The sequence below is a fragment of the Acidovorax sp. BLS4 genome (assembly GCF_032929295.1).
Classification (GTDB): domain Bacteria; phylum Pseudomonadota; class Gammaproteobacteria; order Burkholderiales; family Burkholderiaceae_C; genus Paracidovorax.
This window is the reverse complement of the sequence record NZ_CP136797.1, coordinates 2,286,644-2,313,548: the sequence shown is the minus strand read 5'-3', so window position 1 is coordinate 2,313,548 and position 26,905 is coordinate 2,286,644. Positions and strand designations below refer to the sequence as shown.

Genomic DNA, 26,905 nt, shown 5'->3' with positions numbered 1-26,905 from the left:
GAGAGTTCTCCTTCAGAGCGATGCGCAGGCCTTCAAAGCCTTTGACGTGAAGCGGATTGCACCATGCAGCCCACCCCGGAACCCGACGGGCAATCGCGGCCCGGCAGGCAAGACAGATACCGGCAGCCATGTCGGCGCCGGCCTACAAAAGATCGGAAACAGATGGCGCGGCAGGCCGTTCAGGCCTGGCCCGTCGAGCCGTAGCCGCCTTCGCCGCGCTGCGTGGCTGGAAAGTCGCTGACCACGTTGAACTGCGCCTGCACCACCGGCACGATGACCAGTTGGGCCAGCCGCTCCATGGGCTCGAGGGTGAACGCCGTGTTGCTGCGGTTCCAGGCGCTGACCATGAGCTGGCCCTGGTAGTCGCTGTCGATCAGCCCCACCAGATTGCCCAGCACGATGCCATGCTTGTGCCCCAGGCCCGAGCGCGGAAGGATCAGCGCGGCATACCCGGGGTCTTTCAGATAGATGGCGATCCCGGTGGGCACCAGTTGCCAGGCGTTGGGCTGCAGCGTGAGCGGCTCGTCCAGGCAGGCACGCAGGTCGAGGCCTGCGCTGCCCGATGTGGCGTAGGAAGGCAGCTGCGCTGCCATGCGGGGGTCGAGAATCTTGACGTCGATCTTCACAGGTTCAATTCACTTCTTGGGAAAACGGGAATTCGGGGGCTGGCGCGCCGCCTGGCGCAGCGCCTCCAGCACGGTTTGCAGCGCTGCGGCGCGGTCGGTACCGGGCGATGATGGCGAGCCGCCGGACAGCAGGCGCCCGGCCGCGCCCAGGCCCCACCACAACAGGCCGAGCGATACGACGCCGAACAGCGAACCCCAGGCGAAAGCCAGCCACGCCACAGCCTTCGCCAGCACCAGCAGGAGCAGCACCGCCCGTGCCAGGCGCAACAGCCGGAGCCCTTGGGCGCCCGGCATCGTCAGAGAGGCCGGGCGCGTCACCGCATCGCGGACGGGCGCCTTCACGGTTGCGCCTTTCGCAGCCGTACCGACGACAGTCGGGCGGGCGCCGTAGTGGCCAGGCTCCTCACCGGGCGCCAACGAATGGGCGGGATGCTGCATCCGGCTGAGCCGCTCCACGTAGCTTGCGAAATCGCCGTCGGGCGGCGTGTCCCATTCGGGGCGCAAGGGATGCTGCACGGGTTGGATCAGTTTCAGACGGGATGTCAGGCGGCGCCCGCAATGCGCCGGGCGATCTCGGCCACCAACTGGCGGGCCAGCTCGCGCTTGGAGGCGCGCGGCAGTTCGCGGTGCCCCTGGGCATCGATCAGCAGCAGCGCGTTGTCGTCCTGCCCGAAAGTGGCTGGGCCGATGTTGCCCACCAGCAGCGGCACGCCCTTGCGCTCGCGCTTGGCGCTGGCGTGGCGCAGCAGGTCTTCGCTCTCGGCCGCAAAGCCGACGCAGAACAATTGCCCCGAGAGCGCGCGCTCGGATTTCGCGACCTGGGCCAGGATGTCCGTGTTCTCCACGAACGCCAGCGCAGGCACCTCGCCGGAGCCGTCCTTCTTGATCTTGTGGCGGGCCGCCTGCGCAGGGCGCCAGTCGGCCACGGCAGCGGTTGCTATAAAAACAGTAGCATCCGAGGCATATTCCACTACGGCATCGAGCATGTTTTGTGCCGATTGCACGTCCACGCGGCGCACGCCGCGCGGTGTGGGCAGGTGTACCGGCCCCGCCACCAGCGTGACTTGCGCGCCGGCCTCGCGCGCGGCGCGGGCGATGGAAAAGCCCATCTTGCCGCTGGAGCGGTTGGTGATGCCGCGCACCGGGTCGATGGCCTCGAACGTGGGGCCCGCCGTCACCAGCACGTGCTGACCGGCCAGCACCTTGGGCGCGAAGAACGCCGTCAGTTCCTCCAGCAGTTCGGCCGGCTCCAGCATGCGGCCGTCACCGGTCTCGCCGCAGGCCTGGTCGCCGTTGCCCACGGCCAGCACCACGGCGCCGTCGCGCGCGACCTGCGCCAGGTTGCGCTGCGTGGCCGGGTGCGCCCACATCTCGCGGTTCATGGCGGGGGCGAGCAGCAGCGGCACGCGGTCGATGGGCCGGGCCAGGCAGGTCAGGCTCAGAAGTTCGTCGGAGCGCCCCTGCGCCAGGCGCGCGATGAAGTCCGCGCTGCACGGCGCGATGACGATCGCGTCGGCCTCGCGGCCCAGGTTGATGTGCGGCATGTTGTTGGGCTCGCGCGCGTCCCACTGCGAGTGGTACACCGTGCGCCCCGTCAGCGCCTGCATCGTGACGGGGGTCATGAACTGCGCGGCCGCCTCGGTCATCACGACCTGCACGGTGGCCCCGGCCTTGATGAGCAGGCGGGCGAATTCGGCCGATTTGTAGCAGGCGATGCCGCCGGAGAGTCCCAGGAGAATGTGTTTGCCGGCGAGCTCGTTCATGGCGCGCAATTTAGCAGACGGAGCCTGCGGGCTTGCAAAGCGCTGGCCGGGGCTTTGATGGCCGCCCTCTATAATCCCGATTTCCCACCACCAAAAAAGACATGACCAAATTTGTCTTCGTCACCGGCGGTGTGGTGTCTTCCCTGGGCAAGGGAATCGCCTCAGCCTCCCTTGCCGCGATCCTCGAATCGCGGGGCCTCAAAGTCACCCTCATCAAGCTCGACCCGTACATCAACGTGGACCCGGGCACCATGTCCCCGTTCCAGCACGGCGAGGTCTTCGTCACCGACGACGGCGCCGAAACCGACCTCGATCTCGGCCACTATGAGCGTTTCATCGAAACGCGCATGAAAAAGACCAACAACTTCACCACGGGCCGCATCTACCAGAGCGTGCTGGAGAAGGAACGGCGCGGCGACTACCTCGGCAAGACCGTGCAGGTCATTCCGCACGTCACCAACGAAATCCAGGAATACATCAAGCGCGGCGCCGGCGTGGGCACGGGCGACGCGGTGGACGTGGCCATCGTCGAGATCGGCGGCACGGTGGGCGACATCGAGTCCCTGCCCTTCCTGGAAGCGGTGCGCCAGCTGAGCCTCAAGCTCGGCCCCAACAACGCCGCCTTCGTGCACCTGACCTACCTGCCGTGGATCGCCGCCGCGGGCGAGCTCAAGACCAAGCCGACCCAGCACACCGTGCAGGAGCTGCGCAAGATCGGCATCCAGCCCGATGCGTTGCTGTGCCGCGCCGACCGCCGCATTCCCGAGGAAGAGCGCGGCAAGATTTCGCTGTTCACCAACGTGCCCGAGTGGGGCGTGATCAGCATGTGGGACGTGGACACCATCTACAAGGTGCCGCGCATGCTGCACGAGCAGGGCCTGGACGGCCTGATCTGCGACAAGCTGCGCCTGAACACGCCGCCCACGACCCTCAAGCGCTGGGACCAGCTCGTCTACGAGACCGAGCATCCACAGGGCGAGGTCACCATCGCCATGGTGGGCAAGTACGTGGACCTGTCCGACAGCTACAAGTCGGTGAACGAGGCGCTGCGCCACGCCGGCATGAAGAACCATGTGCGCGTGAAGATCGAGCACATCGATTCCGAGACCATCGGCGCCGCCGACGCGGCCGAAAAACTCGCCAAGTACGATGCCATCCTGGTGCCCGGCGGCTTCGGCGCGCGGGGCGTGGAAGGCAAGATCAGCACGGCCCGCTATGCCCGCGAGCACCAGGTGCCCTATCTGGGCATCTGCCTGGGAATGCAGGTCGCCACCATCGAGTACGCGCGCCACGTGGCCGGTCTCAAGGACGCCAACAGCACCGAGTTCGAGCCTGCCACGCCCCACCCCGTGATCGCCCTGATCACCGAGTGGAAGGACGCCGACGGCACGATCAAGACGCGCAACGAGAACTCCGACCTGGGCGGCACCATGCGCCTGGGCGCGCAGAGCTCGGACGTGGCGTCCGGCACGCTGGCGCACGAGATCTACGGCAACATCGTCACCGAGCGCCACCGCCACCGCTACGAAGCCAACGTGAACTACCTCGACCAGCTGCGCAAGGCGGGCCTGGTGATCTCGGCGCTCACGCAGCGCGAGCAGCTCACCGAGATCGTCGAGCTGCCCAAGAGCGTGCATCCCTGGTACATCGGCGTGCAGTTCCACCCCGAATTCAAATCGACGCCGTGGAACGGCCACCCGCTCTTCAACGCCTTCATCAAGGCGGCCGTGGAGCGCCAAAAGAGCCAGCAGCCAGCCCTCGCGGCGGCCTGAAAGCCTTCTTCCGAAGCAACGACGAGAAAAGAAAGAACCCCTGCCATGAAACTCTGCGGCTTCGACGTCGGCCTGGAACACCGCTTCTTCCTCATCGCGGGCCCCTGCGTGATCGAGTCCGAGCAACTGCAGATGGACGTGGCGGGTCAGCTCAAGGAGACGGCGGCGGCGCTGGGCATTCCGTTCATCTTCAAGAGCAGCTTCGACAAGGCCAACCGGTCTTCGGGCACCAGCTTTCGCGGCCCCGGCCGCGAGAAGGGCCTGGAGATCCTGGCCAAGATCCGGCGCGACCTGGACGTGCCCGTGCTGACCGACGTGCACACCGAGGACGACATCACCGAGGCCGCCAAGGTGGTCGATGTGCTGCAGACGCCCGCCTTCCTGTGCCGCCAGACCGACTTCATCCGCGCGGTGGCGCAGTCGGGCAAGCCGGTGAACATCAAGAAGGGCCAGTTCCTCGCGCCGCACGACATGAAGAACGTGATCGACAAGGCTCGCGCCGCCGCGCTGGAAGCCGGCCTGCCCGAGGACAGCTTCATGGCCTGCGAGCGGGGTGCGAGCTTCGGCTACAACAACCTCGTGTCCGACATGCGCGGCCTGGCCATCATGCGCGAGACCGGGGCGCCGGTCGTGTTCGACGCCACCCACTCGGTGCAGTTGCCGGGCGGCCAGGGCACGAGCAGCGGCGGCCAGCGTGAGATGGTCCCGGTGCTGGCCCGCGCCGCCGTCGCCGTGGGCGTGGCGGGCCTCTTCATGGAAACGCACCCCGATCCGGCCAAGGCCCTGTCGGACGGCCCCAACGCCGTGCCGCTCAAGCACATGAAGGCGCTGCTGGAAACGCTGGTGGCGCTGGACACCATCACCAAGCGCAACGGATTCCTCGAAAACAACTTTGGAGCCTGAGCCATGAGCAGTGGTTACGTCATCGCATCCGTCACCGTCACCAACCCGACGCAGTACGAGGAGTACAAGAAGTGGAGCACCCACGCCATGCAGGTGCATGGCGCCGAGGTCTGCATCCGCGGCGGCAAGGTCGAGGTGCTCGAAGGCGACTGGAACCCCGGCCGCACCGTGCTGCTGAAGTTCCCGAGCTTCGAGGCGGCCCGCGCGTTCTACGACACGCCCGAGTACCAGAAGGCCAAGGCGGCCCGCGAAGGCGCGGCCGTCATGCGCATGGTGTGCGTGGAAGGCGTGTGAGCCGAGCACCTTCATTTTGCTGATTGATCAAATCTGCTGCACTCGCAACCAGCCGATGGCTTACTTTCCAGTGGTCGTGCTGTCTTCGGTGGTGATGGGGTTGTTGCTTACTCCAATGATCTATGTCGCCATTGGTGCGCTCAGCGGTTTCGCAATGGCATTTGCGTTTCTCTCCTTGCCATCGCTGCTTGCTTGCACGCTGATTCTCTCGTACCGATTTCTCGCGCGGCCTGGGGTGCGTGAGTCTTCAAGAGCAAGGTTTTCAGCAGTCGAGTCCATTGCCTGGCTTTTGGTGGGCTCTTTCTTGTTTGTCATTTCAGATTTCACCCTGCTGACTCTCTCAGAGCGCGTCGGTCTGTTTTGCACGTTGCTGTTGATTGCATCCTTTTTGGCTGCGCCCTGGATGGCACTGCGCCCCTGCGCGCTGGTGGTCCGCATCGCGCAATGGCCTAAACCACTGGTTTTGGCATGCTCATTGAGCGCAACCGTGCTTTTGATCATGGGTTCCGCGATCTACCTATACAAACCAGACCCATTTTTATAGCCCCACACCCTTTGCTGCATGGGTGAGTGCGGAGGATGGTAGCGATCGTCGTTGCCGTTGCCAGAGCACTACCTGGGGCCAATCGATAATTCTTTAAAACTGGAGAACCTTGAATGAGTGCCATCGTTGATATCGTAGGTCGCGAAGTGCTGGACAGTCGCGGCAACCCCACCGTCGAATGCGACGTGCTGCTGGAATCGGGCGTGATGGGCCGCGCGGCCGTGCCCTCGGGCGCGTCCACCGGCAGCCGCGAGGCCATCGAGCTGCGCGACGGCGACAAGGGCCGCTACCTGGGCAAGGGCGTGCTCAAGGCCGTGGAGCACATCAACACCGAGATCTCCGAGGCCGTGCTGGGCCTGGACGCCTCCGAGCAGGCCTTTCTGGACAAGACCCTGATCGACCTGGACGGCACCGACAACAAGAGCCGCCTGGGCGCGAACGCCATGCTGGCGGTTTCCATGGCCGTGGCCCGCGCCGCTGCTGAAGAGTCCGGCCTGCCCCTGTACCGCTACCTGGGCGGGATGGGCGGCATCCAGTTGCCCGTGCCGATGATGAACGTCATCAACGGCGGCGCGCATGCCAACAACAGCCTGGATCTGCAGGAATTCATGATCGTCCCCGTGGGTGCGCCGAGCTTCCGCGAAGCCGTGCGCTGGGGCGCCGAGGTGTTCCATGCCCTCAAGAAGATCATCAACGACCGCGGCATGAGCACCGCCGTGGGCGACGAGGGCGGTTTCGCCCCCAGCGTCGAGAACCACGAAGCCGCGATCCAGCTCATCCTGCAGGCCATCGACGCCGCCGGCTACACCGCCGGCGAACAGATCGCCCTGGCCCTGGACTGCGCGGCCAGCGAGTTCTACAAGGACGGCCACTACGTGCTGGAAGGCGAAGGCGGCATCCGCCTGACGGCCCAGCAATGGACCGACATGCTCGCCGCGTGGGTGGACAAGTACCCCATCATCTCCATCGAAGACGGCATGGCCGAAGGCGACTGGGACGGCTGGAAGCACCTGACCGAACGCCTGGGCGAGAAGGTGCAGCTGGTGGGCGACGACCTGTTCGTCACCAACACCAAGATCCTGAAGGAAGGCATCGACAAGCGCATCGCCAACTCGATCCTCATCAAGATCAACCAGATCGGCACCCTGACCGAAACCTTCGCCGCCATCGAGATGGCCAAGCGCGCCGGCTACACGGCCGTGATCTCGCACCGTTCGGGCGAGACCGAGGACAGCACCATCGCCGACATCGCCGTGGGCACCAACGCGGGCCAGATCAAGACGGGCTCGCTGTCGCGCTCGGACCGCATCGCCAAGTACAACCAGCTGCTGCGCATCGAGGAAGACCTGGGCGACATCGCCCACTACCCCGGCCGCGCTGCGTTCTACAACCTGCGCTGACCTGAACCCACCGCCGTGGCACGGTCCTCCCTCCTTCTGTGAGGGCCGTGTCACGGGCGGTGACCGATCCCTTTCCTGCCGCCTGATCTGACCGCCATGAGTCCCCGCATCGTTCCGCTGGTGCTGCTCCTCCTCCTCGTGGGGGTGCAGGCGCAGCTGTGGTCCGGCCGCGGCAGCGTCCACCACGTGCAGGAAATGAAGGAAAAGATCGCCGCGCAAAAGCAGGCCAATGCCGAGGCGCGCCAGGCCAACGAACGCCTCACCTCCGAAGTGCACGACCTGCGCGAAGGCCTGGACATGGTCGAGGAAAAGGCGCGCAACGAACTGGGCATGGTCAAGCCCAACGAGATCTACGTGCAGGTGACCCACCGCTGAGCGGACAGGTCCCTGCAGCGTTCATTCCCACCGCCCCCCGAGTCCCTTGGCCGCCGATCCGGTCCGCATCGCCCTGCTGGGCGCCCCCGGCACCGGGCTGGAGGCTTTGGCGCGCGCGGTGGCACGGCACCTGCAGCCGGGGCATGCCTTGGTCGATGCCTGCCCGGCGCTGCATGCGGCCGTGTCGCGTTGTCTGGAGGCACCGGTGGGCCCCTTGCAAGATGCGGCGCAGCAGGCGCTGGCGGCGCTGGCGGCGACCCATGCGGCAACGTGCCGAGCCACGCTGCTCGGCGGACTGGACGGCGCGACGCCTTCGAAAGCCTCGGGCCAGACACCGCAGCCCTGCGGGCAGGAGCGGTTCGATGCCTGCCTGCGCGGGGCGCTTTCCGAGGCCGGTGTGGCCTATCGCGTGCTGTACGGCAGCGAGAACGAGCGGCTGCGGGTGGTCCTGGATGCTATTAAAAAAATAGCACCCAAGGCATATGATCCGCCGGCACCCACAGTTTTTGATCAAGAAGCGCCGGCACGGCCTGCCCGCCTTCGTGCATGGTCGTGCGAAAAGTGCAGCGACCCCGAGTGCGAGCACAAGCTGTTCACGGCGCTGCGCGGCTGATGCGGGACCCGCGGGCCTTGCCGCCGGCGGCTACTGAACGCTGGACGGCCCTGGCAATTGCTTGCCGGGCTCGGTGAAGATCTGCGCCGCATCCACCGCGTCGTAGCGGTACTGCTGGCCGCAGAACTCGCAGGCCACCTCGATGTCGCCGCGCTCGGCGAGGATGCTCTCGGCCTCTTCCACCCCCAGGCTGCGCAGCATGTTGCTGACGCGCTCGCGGCTGCAGGTGCAGGCGAACCGCGGGCCGTCCACGCCCTGCTGGGGCACGAAGCGCAGCAGTTTCTCTTCCCAGAAAAGGCGGCGCAGGATGGTGTCCACGTCCAGGCCCAGCAGTTCGTCGCGCGTCAGGCTGGCCGCCAGGGTGGCGATGCGGTTGTAGTCCTCGTTGTGGCCGATCTGGTCCTCGTTCTCGCGGTGGGTCAGTTCGCCGGCGAGGTTGCCCTCGCCCTTGATCGGCATGCGCTGGATGAGCAGGCCGGCGGCCACCTGGTCGTCGGCGGCCAGCACCAGCGTGGTGTCCAGCTGCTCGGACTGCAGCATGTAGTGCTGCAGCACGTCGCTGAGTTTTTCGATCTTCTCGTGGTGGTCGCCATGCAGTGGCACCACGCCCTGGTAAGGCTGCCGGCCCGGAAGACGGTCCTTCGGATCGAGCGTGATGGCGCAGCGCCCGCCGCCGCCCACGTTCACCATGTCGCTCAGGCGGGCACCGTCCGGCACTTCGCCGTTCACCGAGGCCGTGGCGCGCAGGCTGAGGTCCGACTGCACCTCGGCCACCGCCAGCTTGACGGGGCCGTCGCCGAAGACCTGCAGCACCAGCGCCCCGTTGAACTTGATGTTGGACTGCATCAGCACGCCGGCTGCGGCCATCTCGCCCAATAGCTCGCGCACGGGCGGCGGATAGGCGCCGGAGGTGGTGTTGCCGGCGCGCCGTGCGAGGATCTCGGTCCAGGCGTCGGTGAGGCGCACGATCATGCCGCGCACGGGCAGGCCATCGAAAAGAAACTTGTGGAGTTCAGACACCCTGGTTTTCCTGAAATGTTGGCGCCGCTCAAGCCAGCTTGCGCAACCCGGCGCGAAAGCGCTGGGCGTTGTCGATGTAGGTCTGCGCATTCCGGCGCAGGCCCTCGATCTGCTCGGGCGAGAGCTGGCGCACCGCCTTCGCGGGACTGCCGATGATCATGGAGCCATCGGGAAACTCCTTGCCCTCCGTCACCAGCGCGCCGGCGCCGACGAGGCAATGCCTGCCGATCTTCGCACCGTTGAGCACCACCGCGCCGATGCCGATGAGCGATTCGTCGCCCACCGTGCAGCCATGCAGCATGACCTTGTGGCCGATCGTCACGCGCTCGCCCAGCACCAGCGGCTGGCCGGGGTCGGAGTGCAACACGCTGCCGTCCTGCACATTGGTGCCGGCGCCGATGGTGATCGGCTCGTTGTCGCCGCGCAGCACGGCCCCGAACCAGATGCTGGACGACTCGCCCAGCACGACGTGGCCGATGACTTCGGCACTGTCCGCCACCCACGCCGACGGCGCGGTGCGGGGAGAAATGCCATCGAGTTCGTAAAGCGCCATCCAGGTCTCCTTTTTTGTCAGCGGGGCCGAATCCTAGAATTGTAGGGATGGACCTTCGCCAACGTGCCCTCGAGGCCCTGTGCCTGACAAACCCCCAGGCCAAAGCCGCCGCCACCCTGGACCTGCACGCGCGTGCGGCCGACCATGGCGTGGCCGCGACCAGCCCGCAGGGCCCCGCCGACCCCGCCACCCTGCCCGGCCGCCCCGAGCGGCCCGCCCTGCTGCGCCACACCGAGGTGGCGCGCCGCTCGCCGGCCACGCACGAGGGCCGCGCGGTGCTGATGCACGCCATCGCGCACATCGAATTCAACGCCATCAACCTCGCCCTCGACGCGGTGTGGCGTTTCGACGGCATGCCGCCGGACTTCTACCTCGACTGGCTGCGGGTGGCGGCCGAAGAGGCCAAGCACTTCGGATTGCTGCGCGACCACCTGCGAAGCATGGGGCACGACTACGGCGATTTTCCCGCCCACCAGGGCCTGTGGACCATGTGCGAGAAGACCGCGGGCGACATCGTCGCGCGCATGGCCCTGGTGCCGCGCACGCTCGAGGCCCGCGGCCTGGACGCCACACCGCTGATCCAGCGCAAGCTGCGGCAGGTGGGCACCGCCGACGCGCTGGCGGCCGTGGACATCCTGGACATCATCCTGCGCGAGGAGGTCGGGCATGTGGCGATTGGTAACCATTGGTATCGCTTCCTGTGCGATCGGGAAGGGCTGGACCCGATGGCGCACTACGCCCTCCTGGTCCGGCGCTACGAGGCGCCACGCCTGAAACCGCCGTTTAACGCCGATGCACGCCGCGCGGCGGGCTTCAGCGACGCCGAAATGGAGTGGCTGCAGCATGGCTGACCCGGCCGCGTGGGCAGCCGTTCTTTCCTACAATGCGCCCAAGCCCCGCAACCCCTTTGCCGAAGGGACGCGGCCCCTCCACCGATCGCCTTCCGTTTGCCATCCATGCCCCACACGCCTGTCGCCGGCAATTCCCCGTCCATTGCCCCCGAGAGCAGCCCTGCCGGCGCCATGATCGCCCGCCAGGCGATCATGAACGGGCAGCAGGCCGTGGTGGGCTATGAACTCTTCAACCGCTCGCGCTCCGGCCATGGCCACACGGCGGCAACGGACGTGTTCCTGGTGTTCACCGCGCTGTCGCACGCCGGCAGCGAGGAACTGGTGGGCAAGAAGCTCATCTTCGTCAACTGCACGCACGAGAGCCTGTCCGGCGGCCACCTGGAGCTGGTCGATCCCGACAAGGTCGTGCTGGAGATCCCGCCCCTGGGCCACGCGGCCGCCGAAGAGGTGAGTACGCGGCTGCCGATCCTGTCGGGCCTGCGCGAGCGGGGCTTCCACCTGGCCTTCAACCACACGGTGCTGGAATCGGCCTATGCACCATGGCTGCCGTTGGCCGACTACATCAAGCTCGACCTGTCCGTACTGGCGCCGGACCAGTTGGCCGTGCTCATCAAATATGCCGGGCGGCACTCCAAGGCCGAGCTGATCGCCGAGAAGGTGGAGACGGCCAAGCAGTACGACATGGCCTCTAGCAAGGGGGTGCAGCTGTTCCAGGGGTATTGGTTCTCCCGCCCCTCGCTGGTGGAGGCCAAGCTGCTCACCCCCGCGCAAAGCAGCATCATCCAGCTCATCAACCTCGTGCGCCAGCAGGCCAGCACGGACGAAATCGAAGAGGTTCTCAAGAAGGACGCGGGCCTGGCCTTCAACCTGATGCGGCTCATCAATTCGTCGGGTTTCGGGCTCTCCCGCGAGATCACCTCGTTCCGGCAGGCCGTGATGCTCATGGGACTCAAGAAGCTCTTTCGCTGGGCCGCGCTGCTGCTCACCGCCTCGCGCGGTGGCGGCATCTCCGCCGCCGTCGGCCACACGGCCGTGGTGCGTGGTCGGTTGATGGAGCTGCTGGCCCTGGAGACCATGTCGCAGGAAGACGCCGATCAGGCCTTCGTGGTGGGCATCTTCTCGATGCTCGACCGCATGCTGAGCATGCCGATGGAATCCGCTGTGGGGCTGCTGCACGTGCCCGGCACCGTGTCGGACGCCCTGCTGCACCGCGCCGGCACGCTGGGCGAACTGCTGCGGCTGGCCGAAGCCTGCGAATCCAGCGACGATGCCGCCTTCGATCAGGCTGCCAGTTCGCTGCAACTGTCCAGCCAGCAAATCAACATGGCCCATTTGCAGGCACTGGCCTGGGCGGACCAGTTGACGGAATGAGCCCCAGAGTGGGCGACAGCGTGCGGCTCTGGTGGTAAGGTCACCGAATTCATCCCACTCACTGACGCAGACCCTCCATGTCGAGCAACTCAGACAACGTACCGGCTTTCGAGAACACCGCCCCGCAAGGGGAGGACGAGGACTCGAGCAACCTGGCGATCATTGCGCGCCAGGCGATCGTGGATGAGCAGCGTGCCGTTTTCGGCTACGAGCTGTTCGACCGTTCCACCGCCTCCGATGCCCACACCGCGGCCAGCGATGCCGCCCTGCTCTTCAATGCCCTGTCGTATGCGGGCACCGAGGCCCTGGTGGGCAAGAAGACGGTGTTCATCAACTGCACGCACGAAAGCCTGGCCGGCGGCCACCTCGAACTGATCCACCCCGAAAAGGTGGTGCTGGAAGTGCCCCCGTTGCACGATGGCGCCACGGCTGAAGAGATCGAAGGGCGCGTGTCCACGCTCGAAGGCCTGCGCACGCGGGGCTTTCGCCTCGCCTTCAACCAGAACGTGCTGCGCCGCACCTATGCCAGCTGGCTGCCGCTGGCGGCCTTCGTCAAGCTGGACATGCAGGCGTTCCGGGCCGAACTGGCCGAGCCCCTGGTGAAGTTCGCGCGCGCCAATTCCAAGGCCACGCTGGTGGCCGAAAAGGTGGAGACCGCCGAGCAGCACGAGCGCATGTCCGCGCTGGGCGTGAAGCTGTTCCAGGGCTACTGGTTCGCCCAGCCCGCGCTGGTGAAGGCCCAGACCATCCGGCCTTCGCAGGCGACCATCATCCAGCTCATCAACCTGGTGCGAAAGCAGGCCAGCACGGCAGAGATCGAGGAGCTGCTCAAGAAGGACCCCACGCTGTCCTTCAACCTGCTGCGGTTCATCAACTCGTCGGGCTTCGGGCTGTCGTGCGAGGTCACCTCGTTCCGGCACGCCGTCATGATCCTGGGGCTCAAGAAGCTGTTCCGCTGGGCGGCGCTGCTCATGACCACCTCGCGCGCCGGGGGCTCTCCACCCGCCGTGGGCCAGACCGCCGTGGTGCGCGGCCGCCTCATGGAGCTGCTCGCCGCCGAACTGCTGCCGCCCGAGGAGTGCGACAACGCCTTCGTGGTCGGCGTGTTCTCGCTGCTGGACACCATGCTGGGCGTTCCGCTGGAAAAGGCGCTCGACTCCGTCGCCCTGCCCCAGCCCGTGATCGATGCGCTGCTGCACAACACCGGCGTGTTCGCGCCGTTCCTGGAACTCACCAAAGCCTGCGAAAGTGGCGACGAGGTGGCGTTCGCCCGCTCGGCCGATGCGCTGCACCTGTCCAACCGACAGGTGAACTGGGCCCACTTGCAGGCGCTGACCTGGGCGGAAAGCCTGGGAGAGTAACGGCCCGGCCGGCTGCGCAGTGCCCCGGCGCGGCCAGGGCCATTGCGTTTTTCCAGGCGCGCCGCGCCCCCTCTTCGGTCAGTTCATCTGAATGCCCGCCGCGCGGATGATGCGGGCGTTGTTCTGCGACTCCTCGGCAATCTGCCGCACAAAGTCAGCCGCCTTGCCCCCTTGGGGCACGTTGTCGGTGGCTTCGAGCCGGGCGCGCAGGTCCGGCAGGGCCAGGGCGCGATTGATCTCGGCATTCAAACGCTCCAGGATTGGCGCCGGCGTGCGCGCCGGCGCGAACACGCCAAACAGCGAACTCACGTTGGCGGCCGGAATGCCCAATTCGGCCAGGGTGGGCACGTCGGGCAAAGTGTCGAGCCGGGCGGGCGCACCCACGGCCAGTGCGCGCAGCTTGCCGGCCTGGATGTGCTGCATCACCGCAGGCCCGGCATTGGTGGACAGCACTTCGAACTGCCCGCTGAGCGCATCGTTGAGCTGCTGGCCGCCGCCCTTGTAAGGCACATGCGTGATCTGCGCCTGGGTGGACTGCATGATCTGCTCCAGCATGATGTGCCCGAGCGACGCCAGCCCCGAGGTGGCCCATCGCACCGCTCCTGGCTGCGCCTTCGCGGTGGCGAGCAACTGGCGGAAATCCTTGGCCTGGCTGGCGGGCGTGCCCAGCAGCAGCACGGGAGAGACCATCACGCTGGCCACCGGCGCGATGTCCTTGGCCGGATCGAACGGCGATTTGCCCAGGTGCGGGTTCAGGACCAGCGGGCTGATGGACGAAAAGCCCAGCGTGTAGCCGTCCGGCGCCGCCTTGGCCACGGCATCCATGCCGATGGAGCCGCCCGCCCCGGCCTTGTTGTCCACCACCACTGAAGTGCCCAGCTGGGCCGACAGCTTGTCGCCCAGGGCCCGGGCAACCACGTCGCTCACCCCGCCGGCGGGATAGGCCACCACGATGCGGATGGGGCGGGACGGCCAGGCGGCTGCCTGCTGGGCGTGGGCAGCGAACGGCAGCGTGGGCAGCCAGGAACAGCTGGCGGCCAGCATCCATTGCCGGCGGGAAAGATCGGTCATGCAAAGACTCCGGGTGCACAAAAGGAAACCGCGATTGTCCGCGCCCTGCGCAGCTCCCACCCGCTTCCCGGCACCCAACTATCCGCGGGGATGGTGCTGCGCGTGCAGCGCCTTGAGCCGTTCGCGCGCCACGTGGGTGTAGATGGTGGTGGTGGAGATATCCGCATGCCCCAGCAGCAGCTGCACCACGCGCAGGTCCGCCCCGTGGTTGAGCAGGTGCGTGGCGAAGGCATGGCGCAGCGTGTGCGGCGACAGCGGCACGGTGATGCCCGCCGCATGCGCCTGCTTTTTCACGATGACCCAGAACATCGCCCGGGTCATGCCCGCGCCGCGCTGCGTCACGAAAAGATCGTCGGTCTGCTGCCCGCCCAGGATGGCCGCGCGCGCCTCGCCCAGGTAGCGCTCCAGCCATGCCGCCGCTTCGTCGCCGAAGGGCACCAGCCGCTCCTTGCCGCCCTTGCCCATCACCCGCAGCACGCCTTCACGCAGGCCCACCTGGAAGGTCTTGAGCGTGACCAGCTCGGTCACGCGCAACCCGCTGGCGTACATCAGCTCCAGCATGGCGCGATCCCGCAGCCCCAACGGGTGGCCGGTGTCCGGGGCGCGCAGCAGGGCCTCCACATGGGCTTGCGAGAGCGTCTTCGGCACGCGCAGCGGCTGGCGCGCAGCCTGCAGCCGGACCGTGGGATCGGCCGCGATGCGCCGCTCGCGCAGCGCCCAGTGGAAATAGCGGCGCAGCACGGTCAGGCGCCGATTGGCCGAGGTGGCCCGGGTCTGCGCATGGCGGGCCGCGAAATAACCCTGCAGGTGGTGTTCCTGCGTGCTGTCGATGGCCAGCGCGGACGGTTGCTCCGCCAGCCACTGGGCATACAGCGTCATGTCGCGCCGGTAGGCCGCCAGGGTGTTGCGCGAGAGACCGTCCTCCAGCCACAGCGCGTCGATGAAGGTGTCGATGGAGGTCTGGCTTTCGGGCAGCATCGCAAAACCATAGCACGATAAAAAAGGCCCGCGGGCGGTGCCGGCGGGCCTGGTCTGAGCAAGCGAAGACGCGCTGGCTCAGTCGAGCGACAGCTTCTGCTTTTGCACCACGGTCTTGTAGACCTCGAATTCGGCCTTGATCTGCTCGGCGAACTGCTCGGGCGTGTTGCCGATGATGATCGAGCCGGTGTCCTCGATGCGCTTGCGCACGGCCGGGTCTTCCAGCGCCTTGCGCACGCCGGCGTTGATCTTGTCCACCACGTCCTTGGGCAGATTCTTGGGGCCCAGGATGCCGTAGTAGGCCATGCGGTTCACCGGTTCCAGGCCCACTTCCTTGAAGGTGGGCACATTGGGCAGCGCGGCCACGCGCTGGGGCGCGGCGACCACGATGGGCACCAGGCGGCCATCCTTGATGAAGGCCAGCGCCGAAGGCAGGTTGTCGAAGATCATCGGCACCTGGCCGGCCACCGTGTCGTTCAAGGCCGGGCCCGCGCCGCGGTAGGGAATGTGCGTGACGAAGGTGTCGGTCAGGCTCTTGTACAGCTCCATCTGCAGATGGCCGATGCCGCCCGTGCCGGACGACGAGTACGAATACTTGCCCGGCACCTTCTTGATCTCGGCGGCGAAGCTCTTGTAGTCCTTGGCTGGAAAGCTGGGGTTCACCGCGATGATGTTGGGCGTTGCGGCGATGTTGATGATCGGCGTGAAGTCCGTCAGCGGGTTGTAGGGCGTCTTGGGGTTGATCGCCGGATTGGCCGCCGTGGTGGACACGGTGGCGATGCCCAGGGCATAGCCGTCGGGCGTCGCCTTGGCCGTCTCGGCCGCGCCGACCACACCACCACCGCCCGCGCGGTTGTCAACGATCACGGGCTGGCCCAGCGCGCGCGACAGCGGATCGGAGATCACGCGGGCGATGATGTCAGTCGTCCCCCCAGGAGCAAAGGGCACCACCAGCCGGATCGGTTTGGTGGGATAGCTCTGGGCCATGGCACTGCCCGTGGCCACGAGGACGGCCAGACCCAGCCAGTTTCGGCGCTGCATAGAAGTCTCCTTGTACTGCTTGAAAACGATGGTGTGCATCCTAATCGCTGACGCACGCCGATCGTGGTCCGCATGGCAGTCCACAGTGAGGGATTTCCCGCACGCGCAAGTGCGGTTCCCGTTGGCAGGAGAAGGGTTCAGTGCCGTCGTTGAGGAGGTGGCGTTGCTCCTTGCAAATCAGAAGCAAGGGCTGGACGGGCCCCATGCGGAGGACGGTACGGCATCACGCCATCGCGTCCCAGATCAGCTTGACGCCGACCAGCATCGTGCCTGCCAGGAACACGGTTTTCATGCGCTCGGGCGACAGCACCCGGGCCACCCAGGCGCCCATCACACCGCCCAGGGCGCAGCCGATGAAGAGTGGAATGCCCCACTGGAAATCGACCGCACCGTGGGTGATGAAGGTCGTCACGGACGAGCCCACCACGAGCAGGTTGAGGCGCGTCATGACCGAAGCGCTGTCGGAAAACGACAGGCCGAAAAAATGCATCAGCGCAAAGATGAGAAAGGTGCCGAAGCCTGCGCCGAAAAACCCCGAATACACGCACAGCGCGAACACCGTGGCGATGCCGGCCAGGGGCAGCCGCGCGGCTGGCGCCGAGGTGGCGGCGCGTGCGGAAAAATCCGTCCGGTAGGTGATCCACAACACCACGGCCATCATGGTGGCGACGATGATTCGCAGCACCCGGTCATCGACCCCGGTGACGATCAGCGAGCCCATCACGGAGCCCGCTGCCGCCAGGGGCCAGAGCACCCAGGGAATGCGCACCGGGGCCGCCACGCCACGGCGGTGGGCCAGCGTGCCGGTGAAGAACGAGCCCACGAGCGCGAACTTCACGGTGGCGATGGCCGCGGCGGCGGAATGCCCCATCAGCAGCAGCAACGGCACGCCGATGGTGACGCCCCCTCCGACCGTCACGGCCACGCCACCCACAACGAGCCCCATCAGGGCCATTGCGCAGAGCATCACCATGCGAGGGACAACTCGTCGTTGCTGAGCACGTCGATCGCGCGGCGCGACAGCGCATCCGCCGCCAGCCCCCTGGCGCCACCACCGCCGTTGCCGCCGCTTCCTCCCCCCAGCGGCTGCGTCATGTAGCGCCGCAGCACGGCCATGCGCAGCGGCACGCCGTACGCGGCCTGCAGGAAATACTTGTTTTGCGGGGTCGGGTCCACGTCGGTGTCCAGCTCGTCCGTGCGAGGCAGGCAATGCATGACCGCCAGCCACGGTGGCGCCTTGGCCAGCAGCGCGCGGTGCACACGGCATTTGTCCAGCTGGCGCTGGTACAGCGCGGCGTCGCTGAACATCTCGCGCTGCACGCGCACGACGTACAGCAGATCGACATGGCCCAGCATGGCCTGCACCGAATCGTGCAGATGGATGGGGCGGCGCGCCGCAGCGGCGATGTCGGCCGGCAAAGGGCTGCCGTCGTCGGCTTCGCTGGCGGCATCGACGGCATGCAGCTCGACGTCGCGGAACTGCCCGAGGCCGACCAGCAGCGACTTCACCGCACGCGAGTAGCGCAGGCCGCCCACCAGCCCCACGCGCAGACCATCGAGGGTGTCGAAATGCTCGCGGGCGGTGTACAGGTCGATCAGCGTCTGGGTGGGGTGCCGGGCGAGCCCTTCGCCGGCATTGATCAGCGGCACGTCGAGGGTGCCCTTGATCTGCTCCATCACGCCATGGTCGGCGTGCCGCGCGACCAGCGCGTCGGAGTAGTAGCCGGCCATGCGGGTGGTGTCGAGCAGGCTCTCGCCCAGGGGTTGGCGGGTGCTGTGCATGTCGCAAACGCTCAGCACGCGCGCGCCGAGGCGGTAGGCCGCGGATTCGAAACTCAGCCGCGTTCGCGTACTGGGCTGGCAAAACAGGGTGAAAACGATTTTTCCGGCCAGCGCATTTCCAAATTCCCCGGGAAACCGCCGAATGTCGTCGACATCGGAAAACAGCGTCTCGATTTCGCTGCGCGAAAGGTCTTCGATGGATATCAGGTTTTTTGAGGCCATGCGCCATCAATCATTGCAGCCGACAAATACAAGGCGCTATCGGTGCGCCAGTGCGCACCGATAGCAGCTTGCTCCTCCCCTCCCGGCTTTTATTCAAGTCTCTGGAGTTTTTGCACGGGATGAATATTGACGGCATTCAATCCATAAGTGAAGATTTGCCGTCTTATACAAAACATAAGCTAAGCCTATGGAACGTACCTTGGATCTCGATCAATTACGGACCTTCGCGCTGGTGCTGGAATTGGGGAGTTTTTCTGCTGCGGCGCAACGGCTGGGGGTGACCCAGCCCGCGGTGAGCCTGCAGGTGAGAAATCTGGAGCGCCGGCTGTCGGTGCGCCTCATCGAGCGCGTGGGCCGCCGCGTGGGCCCAACCTCCGCTGGCGCGGATCTGCTGGCCCATGTGCCGCATGTGACGGCCGCCGTGGCCAATGCCGTGAGCGCCGCCACCTTCCACTCGGCCGGGGTGACGGGGCGCGTGCGGCTGGGCACGGGCCTGACCTCGTGCCTGTACCTGCTGCCGCCCATCCTGCAGGACCTGCGCAAGCGCTTTCCATCTCTGAGCATCCTCGTGAGCACGGGCAACACGGAGGACTACGTGCGCCGCATCGAGGACAACTCGATCGATGCCGCCATCGTGACGCTGCCCATTGTCTCGCGTGCGGTCGCCGTGGTCCCCATCCTGGAGGACGAGCTCATGGCCATCTGCCGCCGAGGCACCTGCCACTGGCCGCGGGCGGTCACCGCGCAGATGATGAATCAGCACCCGCTGGTGAAGTTCGAGACCGGCAGCAGCACGCGCGGAATCGTGGACGACTGGCTGAGCGCTGGCGGCACCCTGCCCACGCCCGCGCCCGTCATGGAGTTCGACAGCGTGGAGGCCATCAAGGCGATGGTGGCGGCGGGCCTGGGCTGCGGCATCCTGCCGCGCATGGCGCTGTCGGGCCACAGCCGCCGCCATGAAGACCTCGAACTGCGGCCGCTGGACCCGCCCCTGTACCGCATCCAGGCCCTCATCACCCGCCACGACAAGCCCATGAACCGGGGGCTTCAGAAGGTGATCGAGGCCATCGTCGAGGGCGGCAGGGCCGCGGCGCGGCCCGGTCCCTGAGGCGTCACCCGGGCCCGGCTTCGGGGGCCACCGGGGCGGGCCGCGCGGTATCCTGCGGGCCGTGAATTACGCGCAGCTCCTCCTTCCCGACTTTGCCCTCATCCTGTGCGGTTACCTGGTCTGCCGCTACACGGCCCTCAACCGCACCGTGTGGCAGCCGGTGGAAAGCCTGGTGTACTACCTGCTCTTTCCCATCCTGCTGTTCCAGTCCATCGTCAAAAGCCCGATCCAGATCGGCGAGGCCTCGGGGCTGATCGGTGCCGGCGTGGCAACGGGCCTGGTCGGCATCGCGCTGGCCTACAGCCTGCCGCGGCTGCCCGGCCTGCGTGGCCGCATCGACCCACGCGACCACGCGGCCAGCGCCCAGGTGGCGTTCCGCTTCAATTCCTTCATGGGCCTGGCGCTGGCGGAACGGCTGGCGGGCCCGCAGGGCCTGCTGCTCATCGCCGTGCTGATCGGCGTGTGCGTGCCGCTGTTCAACGTGGCCGCGGTGTGGCCCATGGCGCGCGCGGGCCAGCACGGTTTTTTCAAGGAGCTGCTGCGCAATCCATTGATCGTGGCCACCGGATCGGGGCTGGCCGCCAACCTGCTGGGCTTTCACATTCCCGTGTGGATGGAGCCCACGGTGAGCCGCATCAGCGCGGCGTCGCTCGCGCTCGGGCTCATGGCGGCCGGCGCGGGCATGCAGTTCGGCCTGCTCACGCGCGGAAAGCTGCTGTCGGCATCGGTGCTGGCGATCCGCCACCTGGTGCAGCCGGTGATCGCGTTCGGCATGGCGCGGCTGCTGCGGCTGGACGGGGTGCAGACCACGGTGCTGATGGCCTTCTCCGCCCTGCCCACCGCGTCCACCTGCTACGTGCTGGCGGCCCGCATGGGCTACAACGGGCCCTACGTGGCCGGGCTGGTGACGCTGTCCACCGTGCTGGGGGTGGTCAGCCTGCCCTTCGCGCTCGCCGTGCTGCGCTGACAAACCCATGCGGCCCACGGGCCGATCACCACACGCCGGCCCAGTGCAGGAGCGCCGCCATCGCTGGCATGAGCAGCGCCGTGGCGATGCCGTTGAGCGCCATGGCCAGCGCGGCGAACGAGCCGGCGGTGGCGTGGGTCTGCAACTCGCGCGCCGTGCCGATGGCATGCGCCGTCAGTCCCACGGCGAAGCCGCGCACCACCGGGTCGCCATCGAGCCGCAGCGCGCGCAGCAGCGGGCCGGCCATCACCGCGCCGGCAATCCCGGTGACCGCCACGGCCACCGCCGCCAGCGATGCGATGCCGCCCAGCCGCTCGGCCACGGCGGTCGCGATGGGAATGGTGGCCGACTTGGGCGCAAGCGACATCAGCGTCTGCATCGACCCGCCCAGCGCCCACGCCACGAGCACGGCCGACCCGATGGCCGCCACCGATCCGGCGAGCAGCGCGATCGCCACCGGCCGCCAGATCTGCCGGATCCGGCCCAGTTGCCCGTACAGCGGCACTGCCAGCGCCACCGTGGCCGGGCCGATGAAGAAATGGATCAGCTGCACGCCCTCGAAGTACACCGGGTACGGCACGCCGAGCGCCAGCAGCACGCACACGATGCCCACCACGGCCGTGAGCACGGGCAGCAGGAACGGGTTGTGGCCGCTGCGCCGGTACAGCCACAGCGCTGCGAGGTAGGCCAGCAGCGTGAGCGTGAGCCAGGTCAGCGGAGAGCGCTCCAGCGCCCCCAGCGCGGCCAGGCCGGTGGTGGGATCCTTCATGCCGGCGGACCCGCGCGCCGACCGCGCGACAGCAGCCAATGCAGGGTGAGGGCCGTCACGGCCATCGTCACCGCCGCACCGACGATGCAGGCGATGAGGAAGGGCTTCCACTCGTCCGCCACCCGGCCGAAGTGCACCATCACGCCGGTGACGGTGGGGATGAACAGCAGCATCATGTGCTGCAGCAGGGTGGACGCGGTGGTGGCCAGCGCTTCAGGCACGCGCCGCCGCCAGGCGAGCCAGGCCAGCAGCCAGAGCATGCCGACCAGGGCGCCCGGCAACGGCCAGCCCGTCAGGCGCACCGTGGCCTCTCCGAGCAACTGGAAGGCGATGAGAAGGCACAGGGCTTGGATCATGGGCAGGCCGGTATTGTCGGCCAGCCGCAGCCCGCCTGCACCCGGGCGTTTTGCCACAGGCGAACGCTATATATTTGATAGCACTATGCCCTAGTACTTATTGTGCTGGAGGTCGTTTTTGCTCCAAGCCCCAGGCCACGTGCTCCCGCACCAGAGCGCTGGCGTCGGCGGCGCGGGACCGCAGCGCGGCCTCGATGCCGGCGTCCCCCGTGGCATGCAGCGCATTGCCCAGCGCCACGGCCACGTTGCGCAGCCACCGTTCGTGGCCGATGCGGCGGATGGGGCCGCCTTCCGTCATGCGCAGGAAGGTGAGCTCGTCCCAGGCGAACAGGTGCGCGAGCTGCTGCCCGGCCAGGCCGGGCCGCGCGTCGAAATCGGGCAGCCCGCTGACCTGCGCGAACTTGTTCCAGGGGCAGATGAGCTGGCAATCGTCGCAGCCGTAGATGCGGTTGCCCATCGGGCGGCGCAGTTCGACGGGAATCGGCCCCGCATGTTCGATGGTGAGGTAAGAGATGCAACGCCGGGCGTCCACCCGGTGCGGCGCGACGATGGCCTGCGTGGGGCACACGTCGATGCACGCCTGGCAACTGCCGCAATGCGCGGTCACGGGCGCGCTGGGCTCGAACGGCATGTCCACATAGATCTCGCCCAGAAAGAACATGGAGCCCGCCTCGCGGTTGAGCACCAGCGTGTGCTTGCCGCGCCAGCCCTGCCCGCTGCGGCTGGCCAGCTCCGCCTCCAGCACGGGCGCCGAATCGGTGAACACCCGGTGCCCGACCGGCCCCACGGCCTCGCCGATGCGGTCGGCCAGCTTCTGCAGCCGCTGGCGCAGCACCTTGTGATAGTCGCGCCCCCGGGCGTACACCGACACGATGCCTTCGGAGGGGCGCTCCAGCCGCGCGAACTCCACGGCCTGCCAGCCAGGGCCGGCGCCCGGCGCGCCGTGCGCGGGTCCGGCTGGCGTGTCGCGCGGCAGGTAGTCCATGCGCGCGGTGATCACGCTCACGGTGCCGGGCACCAGTTCGGCGGGCCGGGCGCGGCGCAGGCCGTGGGTTTGCATGTAATGCATGTCGCCATGGAACCCTTGCGCCAGCCACTGCATCAACCCCGGTTCTGCGGACGACAAATCCACACCGGCCACGCCGATTTGGGAGAATCCCAATTCGCGGGCCCAGCCTTGCATTTGAGGAACGAGTTGACTGCTGCTGAACATCACCCCCGGATTGTAGAAAGCCCCCCCGCGGACACGCCCGTCGCGCTGCGCTGGGAAAGCGAGGAAGACACCGCCGCCTTCGCCGCCCGGCTGGCCGCCCAAGCCCCGATCGCCAACGCCTTCATCACCTTGCACGGCGACCTGGGCGCCGGCAAGACCACGCTGGTGCGCCACCTGCTGCGTGCGCTCGGCGTGCAGGGCCGCATCAAGAGCCCGACCTATGCCGTGGTGGAGCCGCACGAGGCACCGGGGCTGGCCATCTGGCACTTCGACTTCTACCGCTTCAACGACCCGCGCGAGTGGGAGGACGCGGGCTTTCGCGACATCTTCGCGGGGCCGGGACTCAAGATCGCGGAATGGCCCGAAAAGGCCGCCGCGCTCATCCCCGTTGAAGACCTTGCTATACACATTGAAGCAGGGGATGATGGCGAGCGGCACGTCACCCTGCAGGCCCGCACCGCATCGGGCCGCACCCTTGCACAAGGATCGAAGGCATGAGCGAAGCGCCACCTCCCCATCCACCCACGCGGCGGTCGCTGCTCCAGGCGGGCACGCTGGTGCTGCTGCTGGGCACGCAGCAGATCGCGCGCGGTGCCAGCATTCTGGCCGTGCGCGTCTGGCCCGCGCAGGACTACTCCCGCGTCACCATCGAATCCGACCGCCAGCTGGTGGCCAAGCAATTTTTCGTGACCACGCCGCCCCGCCTGGCGGTGGACATCGAAGGCATCGACCTGAACCCCGAACTGCGCGAACTGGTCGCCAAGGTGAAGGCGGACGACCCCAACATCGCCGGCATCCGCGTGGGCCAGAACGCGCCCAACGTGGTGCGGCTGGTGCTGGACCTCAAGCGGCCCGCCCTGCCCCAGGTGTTCACGCTGCCGCCGATCGCGGCCTACCAGCACCGGCTGGTGTTCGACCTGTACCCGGCCGAGCCCGAAGACCCGCTGGAGGCCCTCATCGCCGAGCGCCTGCGCGAAGTGCCGCCGACCGCGCCCCTGCCCAACGTCGCCGCCGCCAAGCCCGGCACGGCGGGCGATCCGCTGGGTGAGCTGATCGCCCAGCAGATCCAGCGCCCCGGCGCGCCGCCGCCGCCGGTGGGCCTGCCCGCCCCGGCCGCGCCCGCCGCGCCGCCACCGGCCGTGGCAGCGGCCGCTGCCGCCCCCACCCCGCCGCACGCGCCGTCGCCGCCACCGGCCGCGCCCGCCATCGCGAAGGCGACCGACCGGCTCATCATCGTGGCGCTGGACCCCGGCCATGGCGGCGAAGACCCCGGCGCCACCGGCCCCGGCGGCACGCGCGAGAAGGACATCGTGCTCAAGGTGGCGCACCTGCTGCGCGACCGCATCAACGCCACCACGGTCGGCGGCAACCCGATGCGGGCCTTCCTGACCCGCGACGCCGACTATTTCGTGCCGCTGGGCGTGCGGGTGGACAAGGCCCGGCGCGTGCAGGCCGACCTGTTCGTGAGCATCCACGCCGACGCCTTCACCACGCCCGCGGCGCGCGGCGCCAGCGTGTTCGCGCTGAGCCAGGGCGGCGCCTCCAGCTCGGCCGCGCGCTGGCTGGCCAACAAGGAAAACCAGTCCGACCTCATCGGCGGCCTGAACGTCCGCGTGCAGGACCGGCACGTGCAAAGCGCCCTGCTGGACATGAGCACCACGGCGCAGATCAACGACAGCCTGAAGCTCGGCAGCGTGCTGCTGGGCGAGATCGGCAGCATGGCCAAACTGCACAAGCCGCGCGTGGAGCAGGCCGGCTTTGCCGTGCTCAAGGCGCCGGACATTCCGAGCGTGCTCGTGGAAACCGCCTTCATCAGCAACCCCGAGGAAGAGGCCAAGCTGCGCACCGCCGCCTACCAGCAGCAATTGGCCGACGCGCTGATGCGAGGGATCACGCGATACTTCGCCAAAAACCCGCCGCTGGCACGCAGCCGGTCCGTCTGACGGCTCGGCGGGCCTGCGAGCGTGACCTGAAACCACGAGGAGAACCCCATGGCCCTGCACCACGCACGTTCCGGAGAAGTCGTCAGCCTGAGCCCGCTGGGCGACCGGCTGGCGGGCGCCGCCACCACCGCCATCATCAAGGCCGCCCAGCTGGAAGTGATCCGCGTCGTGCTGCCGGCCGGCAAGGATTTGCGCCAGCACGACACGCCCGGCGAGATCACCGTGCAGTGCCTGGAGGGCGAGGCGGAGTTCCACACCGCCGGCGGGGCGCGCCTGCTGCGCCCGGGCGACTTCGTGCACCTGCAGCCCCGTGCTGCGCATTCGCTGCGCGCGGTGAGCGATGCCTCGCTTCTCGTGACCATCTGCCTGGCCCCGGGCTGATCGGCAGGGCCGCGATCAGGTGGGGCACCTCCTACAGCAGGCGGCCTCGCCTGCCTACACCGCAGGCGCGGTGCCAGGGCGATAGTGCAGGCATGGGTTGGGACAGGCAAATGCAGCGGTTTGAACGGATCGCTGCCCTGTCCGGATCCCATGCCCTCACAGATACCAGGAGCCAAGTCATGAACTACCGCCATCTCGTTTCCGCCGCCGCTGTCGCAGCCGCACTCGGCCTCGTCGGCTGCTCTTCCAACCCCACCAATGCACAGATCGGTACCGGCGTAGGCGCCGTGGCCGGCGGCGTGTTGGGCAGTGCCGTCGGTGGCACCACCGCGACCGTGATCGGTGCCGGTGCCGGCGCGCTGGTCGGCCACGAACTCGGTGAAGACCGCGATCAACGCCGCCGCTGATCTCACGGGGATGGTTTAACTCCCATCCTTCCGATCACAAAACGCCTGCAGGGCCCCAGTGCCCTGCGGGCGTTTTTGCGTGGATGCCAATCGGCGCCTCCCACAAGCACCGGTGCAAAACGATAAAAGCGTCCCTCCACTAACCGATACGGTTTAGTACATTTAAAGCGCGTGGGTGCGGCTAACATTCTTGGCCTGTTCCACTCTGCAGAATCACTCCATGCGCCCGTCGCCCCTGGCCCTAGCCAATGACCCTCTTTCACCCGAGCCTGCCCTGAACCGCCGCCGTGCCGCGCTGCAACTGATGGCCATACCCGCCGCCATCGCGTCGGGCAGTGCCCTGGCGAACGGCACAGCGGATGTGGCGAGCGCTGCAGCCAAGAAGCGATTCACCACATCGCAAGGCTGCCACCTGCACTACCAGGATCGTGGCCAGGGCCCGGTCGTGCTGCTCGGGCACAGCTACCTGTGGGATTCTTCGATGTGGGCGCCCCAGATCCAGGCGTTGTCGCGCCACTTCCGGGTCATTGCCCCCGACCTGTGGGGCCACGGCGCGTCGGGGCCGCTGCCCGCCGACACGCAGGACCTGAAAGGCCTGGCGGCGCAGATGCTGGAACTGCTCGACGCCCTGCATGTCCGCGAATGTGCCGTGGTCGGCCTCTCGGTCGGCGGCATGTGGGGAGCGGAGCTGGCGCTGAAGGCGCCGGAGCGGGTTCGCAGCCTCGTGATGATGGACACCTACCTCGGGGCCGAGCCCGAGGCCACGCGCCTGCGCTACTTCGGCCTGCTCGATGCGATCGAGGCCGGCGGGCAGATCACCCAGCCGCTGGTGGATGCCATCGTGCCGATCTTCTTTCGGCCCGGCACCGATCCCTCGAGCCCCCGCCCCGCCGCGTTCGGCCGCAGCCTGGCGGCGATGGCGCCCGATCGATTGCGCCAATCGGTGGTGCCGCTGGGCCGCATCATCTTCGGCCGCGCCGATGCGATGGACCGGCTGGCTGCGCTCCGCCCCCAGGCCACGCTGCTCATGTGCGGCGACGAGGACATTCCCCGCCCGCCGCACGAGATGCACGCCATGGCCGAGGTGATCGGCTGCGATGCCGTGGTCATCCCCGAGGCAGGGCACATTTCGAACCTGGACAACCCGGAGTTCGTCACCCGCCAGCTGCTGCAGTGGCTGGACCGCACGATGCGCTGACAGCGCATTCGCTCGGGCGACCG

30 protein-coding genes are annotated in these 26,905 nt (G+C 67.6%); 17 read left to right on the top strand and 13 right to left on the bottom strand.

Annotated features, from left to right (window positions below):
- Positions 1-179: 179 nt before the first annotated feature.
- From dut to coaBC, 3 genes are read right to left on the bottom strand one after another with little or no spacing between them, the layout of a single operon-like run.
- A complete protein-coding gene (dut, locus tag R1Z03_RS10760) occupies positions 180-626 on the bottom strand; it encodes a dUTP diphosphatase (RefSeq protein ID WP_317359496.1) in 447 nt (148 codons plus the stop codon).
- Between the two features lie 9 nt (positions 627-635).
- Positions 636-1,142: a hypothetical protein gene (locus R1Z03_RS10755; RefSeq protein ID WP_317359493.1), complete on the bottom strand. Its 507-nt coding sequence runs from the start codon at positions 1,140-1,142 to the stop codon at positions 636-638.
- Positions 1,143-1,168: 26 nt separating this feature from the next.
- Positions 1,169-2,389 carry a bifunctional phosphopantothenoylcysteine decarboxylase/phosphopantothenate--cysteine ligase CoaBC gene (coaBC, locus tag R1Z03_RS10750; RefSeq protein ID WP_317359489.1) on the bottom strand — a complete coding sequence of 407 codons (1,221 nt, stop codon included), beginning with the start codon at positions 2,387-2,389 and terminating at the stop codon, positions 1,169-1,171.
- A 101-nt stretch (positions 2,390-2,490) separates the two neighbouring features.
- Here coaBC and R1Z03_RS10745 point away from each other — a divergent pair, with 101 nt between their 5' ends.
- The 7 genes from R1Z03_RS10745 to R1Z03_RS10715 all read left to right on the top strand — a co-directional run bounded on the left by R1Z03_RS10745 (position 2,491) and on the right by R1Z03_RS10715 (position 8,290).
- Entirely contained in the window at positions 2,491-4,161 is a 1,671-nt protein-coding gene (locus tag R1Z03_RS10745; protein WP_272568057.1) for a CTP synthase, read from the top strand.
- Positions 4,162-4,206: 45 nt separating this feature from the next.
- Positions 4,207-5,064, top strand: coding sequence for a 3-deoxy-8-phosphooctulonate synthase (gene kdsA / locus R1Z03_RS10740; protein ID WP_272568056.1), 858 nt, complete (start codon positions 4,207-4,209; stop codon positions 5,062-5,064).
- A gap of 3 nt (positions 5,065-5,067) precedes the next feature.
- The gene (locus R1Z03_RS10735; protein WP_272568055.1) at positions 5,068-5,358 is read left to right on the top strand and encodes a DUF1330 domain-containing protein; all 291 of its coding nucleotides are present in this window, start codon (positions 5,068-5,070) and stop codon (positions 5,356-5,358) included.
- A 16-nt stretch (positions 5,359-5,374) separates the two neighbouring features.
- On the top strand, positions 5,375-5,902 hold the full coding sequence (locus R1Z03_RS10730) for a hypothetical protein (RefSeq protein ID WP_317359484.1): 528 nt from the start codon (positions 5,375-5,377) through the stop codon (positions 5,900-5,902).
- Positions 5,903-6,015: 113 nt separating this feature from the next.
- A complete protein-coding gene (gene eno / locus R1Z03_RS10725) occupies positions 6,016-7,302 on the top strand; it encodes a phosphopyruvate hydratase (RefSeq protein WP_272568051.1) in 1,287 nt (428 codons plus the stop codon).
- Positions 7,303-7,398: 96 nt separating this feature from the next.
- Positions 7,399-7,677, top strand: coding sequence for a septum formation initiator family protein (locus R1Z03_RS10720; protein WP_272551727.1), 279 nt, complete (start codon positions 7,399-7,401; stop codon positions 7,675-7,677).
- A 46-nt stretch (positions 7,678-7,723) separates the two neighbouring features.
- A complete protein-coding gene (locus R1Z03_RS10715) occupies positions 7,724-8,290 on the top strand; it encodes a hypothetical protein (protein ID WP_317359479.1) in 567 nt (188 codons plus the stop codon).
- A 30-nt stretch (positions 8,291-8,320) separates the two neighbouring features.
- Here R1Z03_RS10715 and R1Z03_RS10710 read toward each other — a convergent pair whose 3' ends face one another.
- Together R1Z03_RS10710 and R1Z03_RS10705 are read right to left on the bottom strand one after the other, a co-directional pair.
- Complete coding sequence (locus R1Z03_RS10710) at positions 8,321-9,310, bottom strand: Hsp33 family molecular chaperone HslO (protein WP_272568048.1); 990 nt, start codon at positions 9,308-9,310, stop codon at positions 8,321-8,323.
- A gap of 28 nt (positions 9,311-9,338) precedes the next feature.
- Positions 9,339-9,863, bottom strand: coding sequence for a gamma carbonic anhydrase family protein (locus tag R1Z03_RS10705; RefSeq protein ID WP_272568047.1), 525 nt, complete (start codon positions 9,861-9,863; stop codon positions 9,339-9,341).
- A gap of 47 nt (positions 9,864-9,910) precedes the next feature.
- On the opposite strand from R1Z03_RS10705, the gene R1Z03_RS10700 reads away from it, so the two are divergent.
- From R1Z03_RS10700 to R1Z03_RS10690, 3 genes are all read left to right on the top strand, one after another.
- Positions 9,911-10,714: a ferritin-like domain-containing protein gene (locus R1Z03_RS10700; protein WP_317359474.1), complete on the top strand. Its 804-nt coding sequence runs from the start codon at positions 9,911-9,913 to the stop codon at positions 10,712-10,714.
- Positions 10,715-10,819: 105 nt separating this feature from the next.
- The gene (locus R1Z03_RS10695) at positions 10,820-12,085 is read left to right on the top strand and encodes an EAL and HDOD domain-containing protein (RefSeq protein WP_284430136.1); all 1,266 of its coding nucleotides are present in this window, start codon (positions 10,820-10,822) and stop codon (positions 12,083-12,085) included.
- A 77-nt stretch (positions 12,086-12,162) separates the two neighbouring features.
- The gene (locus R1Z03_RS10690) at positions 12,163-13,446 is read left to right on the top strand and encodes an EAL and HDOD domain-containing protein (protein WP_284430135.1); all 1,284 of its coding nucleotides are present in this window, start codon (positions 12,163-12,165) and stop codon (positions 13,444-13,446) included.
- Between the two features lie 78 nt (positions 13,447-13,524).
- Here the strand turns inward: R1Z03_RS10690 and R1Z03_RS10685 are convergent, their stop codons facing one another.
- The 5 genes from R1Z03_RS10685 to pyrB all read right to left on the bottom strand — a co-directional run bounded on the left by R1Z03_RS10685 (position 13,525) and on the right by pyrB (position 18,540).
- Positions 13,525-14,517, bottom strand: coding sequence for a tripartite tricarboxylate transporter substrate binding protein (locus R1Z03_RS10685; protein ID WP_317359468.1), 993 nt, complete (start codon positions 14,515-14,517; stop codon positions 13,525-13,527).
- Between the two features lie 78 nt (positions 14,518-14,595).
- Entirely contained in the window at positions 14,596-15,495 is a 900-nt protein-coding gene (xerD, locus tag R1Z03_RS10680; RefSeq protein ID WP_317359465.1) for a site-specific tyrosine recombinase XerD, read from the bottom strand.
- A gap of 78 nt (positions 15,496-15,573) precedes the next feature.
- On the bottom strand, positions 15,574-16,536 hold the full coding sequence (locus R1Z03_RS10675; protein WP_272568039.1) for a tripartite tricarboxylate transporter substrate binding protein BugE: 963 nt from the start codon (positions 16,534-16,536) through the stop codon (positions 15,574-15,576).
- Between the two features lie 223 nt (positions 16,537-16,759).
- Positions 16,760-17,482, bottom strand: coding sequence for a sulfite exporter TauE/SafE family protein (locus R1Z03_RS10670; protein ID WP_317359460.1), 723 nt, complete (start codon positions 17,480-17,482; stop codon positions 16,760-16,762).
- 20 nt (positions 17,483-17,502) lie between these two features.
- A complete protein-coding gene (pyrB, locus tag R1Z03_RS10665) occupies positions 17,503-18,540 on the bottom strand; it encodes an aspartate carbamoyltransferase (protein ID WP_317359457.1) in 1,038 nt (345 codons plus the stop codon).
- A 187-nt stretch (positions 18,541-18,727) separates the two neighbouring features.
- On the opposite strand from pyrB, the gene R1Z03_RS10660 reads away from it, so the two are divergent.
- Both R1Z03_RS10660 and R1Z03_RS10655 read left to right on the top strand, forming a co-directional pair.
- On the top strand, positions 18,728-19,648 hold the full coding sequence (locus R1Z03_RS10660; protein WP_317359454.1) for a LysR family transcriptional regulator: 921 nt from the start codon (positions 18,728-18,730) through the stop codon (positions 19,646-19,648).
- A 49-nt stretch (positions 19,649-19,697) separates the two neighbouring features.
- Positions 19,698-20,615 carry an AEC family transporter gene (locus R1Z03_RS10655; protein ID WP_284430249.1) on the top strand — a complete coding sequence of 306 codons (918 nt, stop codon included), beginning with the start codon at positions 19,698-19,700 and terminating at the stop codon, positions 20,613-20,615.
- A 25-nt stretch (positions 20,616-20,640) separates the two neighbouring features.
- On the opposite strand, the gene R1Z03_RS10650 is transcribed toward R1Z03_RS10655, so the two are convergent.
- From R1Z03_RS10650 to queG, 3 genes are all read right to left on the bottom strand, one after another.
- A complete protein-coding gene (locus R1Z03_RS10650; RefSeq protein WP_317359451.1) occupies positions 20,641-21,384 on the bottom strand; it encodes an LrgB family protein in 744 nt (247 codons plus the stop codon).
- The gene (locus R1Z03_RS10645) at positions 21,381-21,740 is read right to left on the bottom strand and encodes a CidA/LrgA family protein (protein ID WP_317359449.1); all 360 of its coding nucleotides are present in this window, start codon (positions 21,738-21,740) and stop codon (positions 21,381-21,383) included. Before R1Z03_RS10645 ends, R1Z03_RS10650 begins: the two co-directional genes overlap by 4 nt.
- Before the next feature lie 97 nt (positions 21,741-21,837).
- Positions 21,838-22,923, bottom strand: a complete 1,086-nt coding sequence (queG, locus tag R1Z03_RS10640) for a tRNA epoxyqueuosine(34) reductase QueG (RefSeq protein WP_317359447.1) — start codon at positions 22,921-22,923, stop codon at positions 21,838-21,840.
- 12 nt (positions 22,924-22,935) lie between these two features.
- Between queG and tsaE the strand changes: the two genes are divergently transcribed.
- The 5 genes from tsaE to R1Z03_RS10615 all read left to right on the top strand — a co-directional run bounded on the left by tsaE (position 22,936) and on the right by R1Z03_RS10615 (position 26,882).
- A complete protein-coding gene (gene tsaE / locus R1Z03_RS10635) occupies positions 22,936-23,451 on the top strand; it encodes a tRNA (adenosine(37)-N6)-threonylcarbamoyltransferase complex ATPase subunit type 1 TsaE (RefSeq protein ID WP_284430124.1) in 516 nt (171 codons plus the stop codon).
- Complete coding sequence (locus R1Z03_RS10630) at positions 23,448-24,896, top strand: N-acetylmuramoyl-L-alanine amidase (RefSeq protein ID WP_284430123.1); 1,449 nt, start codon at positions 23,448-23,450, stop codon at positions 24,894-24,896. The genes tsaE and R1Z03_RS10630 overlap by 4 nt, the downstream gene beginning before the upstream one ends.
- A gap of 48 nt (positions 24,897-24,944) precedes the next feature.
- Positions 24,945-25,277, top strand: a complete 333-nt coding sequence (locus tag R1Z03_RS10625) for a cupin domain-containing protein (protein ID WP_284430122.1) — start codon at positions 24,945-24,947, stop codon at positions 25,275-25,277.
- Between the two features lie 179 nt (positions 25,278-25,456).
- Positions 25,457-25,684 carry a glycine zipper domain-containing protein gene (locus R1Z03_RS10620; protein WP_272551696.1) on the top strand — a complete coding sequence of 76 codons (228 nt, stop codon included), beginning with the start codon at positions 25,457-25,459 and terminating at the stop codon, positions 25,682-25,684.
- 220 nt (positions 25,685-25,904) lie between these two features.
- Positions 25,905-26,882, top strand: a complete 978-nt coding sequence (locus R1Z03_RS10615; RefSeq protein ID WP_284430121.1) for an alpha/beta fold hydrolase — start codon at positions 25,905-25,907, stop codon at positions 26,880-26,882.
- Positions 26,883-26,905: the final 23 nt, after the last annotated feature.

Excerpts from the sequence above, each read along its gene's own strand:
- coaBC (WP_317359489.1), bottom strand. The coding sequence starts at position 2,389 with ATGAACGAGCTCGCCGGCAAACACATTCTCCTGGGACTCTCCGGCGGC.
- R1Z03_RS10745 (WP_272568057.1), top strand. The coding sequence starts at position 2,491 with ATGACCAAATTTGTCTTCGTCACCGGCGGTGTGGTGTCTTCCCTGGGC.
- kdsA (WP_272568056.1), top strand. The coding sequence starts at position 4,207 with ATGAAACTCTGCGGCTTCGACGTCGGCCTGGAACACCGCTTCTTCCTC.
- R1Z03_RS10735 (WP_272568055.1), top strand. The coding sequence starts at position 5,068 with ATGAGCAGTGGTTACGTCATCGCATCCGTCACCGTCACCAACCCGACG.
- eno (WP_272568051.1), top strand. The coding sequence starts at position 6,016 with ATGAGTGCCATCGTTGATATCGTAGGTCGCGAAGTGCTGGACAGTCGC.
- R1Z03_RS10720 (WP_272551727.1), top strand. The coding sequence starts at position 7,399 with ATGAGTCCCCGCATCGTTCCGCTGGTGCTGCTCCTCCTCCTCGTGGGG.
- R1Z03_RS10705 (WP_272568047.1), bottom strand. The coding sequence starts at position 9,863 with ATGGCGCTTTACGAACTCGATGGCATTTCTCCCCGCACCGCGCCGTCG.
- R1Z03_RS10700 (WP_317359474.1), top strand. The coding sequence starts at position 9,911 with ATGGACCTTCGCCAACGTGCCCTCGAGGCCCTGTGCCTGACAAACCCC.
- R1Z03_RS10695 (WP_284430136.1), top strand. The coding sequence starts at position 10,820 with ATGCCCCACACGCCTGTCGCCGGCAATTCCCCGTCCATTGCCCCCGAG.
- R1Z03_RS10690 (WP_284430135.1), top strand. The coding sequence starts at position 12,163 with ATGTCGAGCAACTCAGACAACGTACCGGCTTTCGAGAACACCGCCCCG.
- R1Z03_RS10685 (WP_317359468.1), bottom strand. The coding sequence starts at position 14,517 with ATGACCGATCTTTCCCGCCGGCAATGGATGCTGGCCGCCAGCTGTTCC.
- xerD (WP_317359465.1), bottom strand. The coding sequence starts at position 15,495 with ATGCTGCCCGAAAGCCAGACCTCCATCGACACCTTCATCGACGCGCTG.
- R1Z03_RS10675 (WP_272568039.1), bottom strand. The coding sequence starts at position 16,536 with ATGCAGCGCCGAAACTGGCTGGGTCTGGCCGTCCTCGTGGCCACGGGC.
- R1Z03_RS10670 (WP_317359460.1), bottom strand. The coding sequence starts at position 17,482 with ATGGGGCTCGTTGTGGGTGGCGTGGCCGTGACGGTCGGAGGGGGCGTC.
- pyrB (WP_317359457.1), bottom strand. The coding sequence starts at position 18,540 with ATGGCCTCAAAAAACCTGATATCCATCGAAGACCTTTCGCGCAGCGAA.
- R1Z03_RS10660 (WP_317359454.1), top strand. The coding sequence starts at position 18,728 with ATGGAACGTACCTTGGATCTCGATCAATTACGGACCTTCGCGCTGGTG.
- R1Z03_RS10650 (WP_317359451.1), bottom strand. The coding sequence starts at position 21,384 with ATGAAGGATCCCACCACCGGCCTGGCCGCGCTGGGGGCGCTGGAGCGC.
- R1Z03_RS10645 (WP_317359449.1), bottom strand. The coding sequence starts at position 21,740 with ATGATCCAAGCCCTGTGCCTTCTCATCGCCTTCCAGTTGCTCGGAGAG.
- queG (WP_317359447.1), bottom strand. The coding sequence starts at position 22,923 with ATGCAAGGCTGGGCCCGCGAATTGGGATTCTCCCAAATCGGCGTGGCC.
- R1Z03_RS10630 (WP_284430123.1), top strand. The coding sequence starts at position 23,448 with ATGAGCGAAGCGCCACCTCCCCATCCACCCACGCGGCGGTCGCTGCTC.
- R1Z03_RS10625 (WP_284430122.1), top strand. The coding sequence starts at position 24,945 with ATGGCCCTGCACCACGCACGTTCCGGAGAAGTCGTCAGCCTGAGCCCG.
- R1Z03_RS10620 (WP_272551696.1), top strand. The coding sequence starts at position 25,457 with ATGAACTACCGCCATCTCGTTTCCGCCGCCGCTGTCGCAGCCGCACTC.
- R1Z03_RS10615 (WP_284430121.1), top strand. The coding sequence starts at position 25,905 with ATGCGCCCGTCGCCCCTGGCCCTAGCCAATGACCCTCTTTCACCCGAG.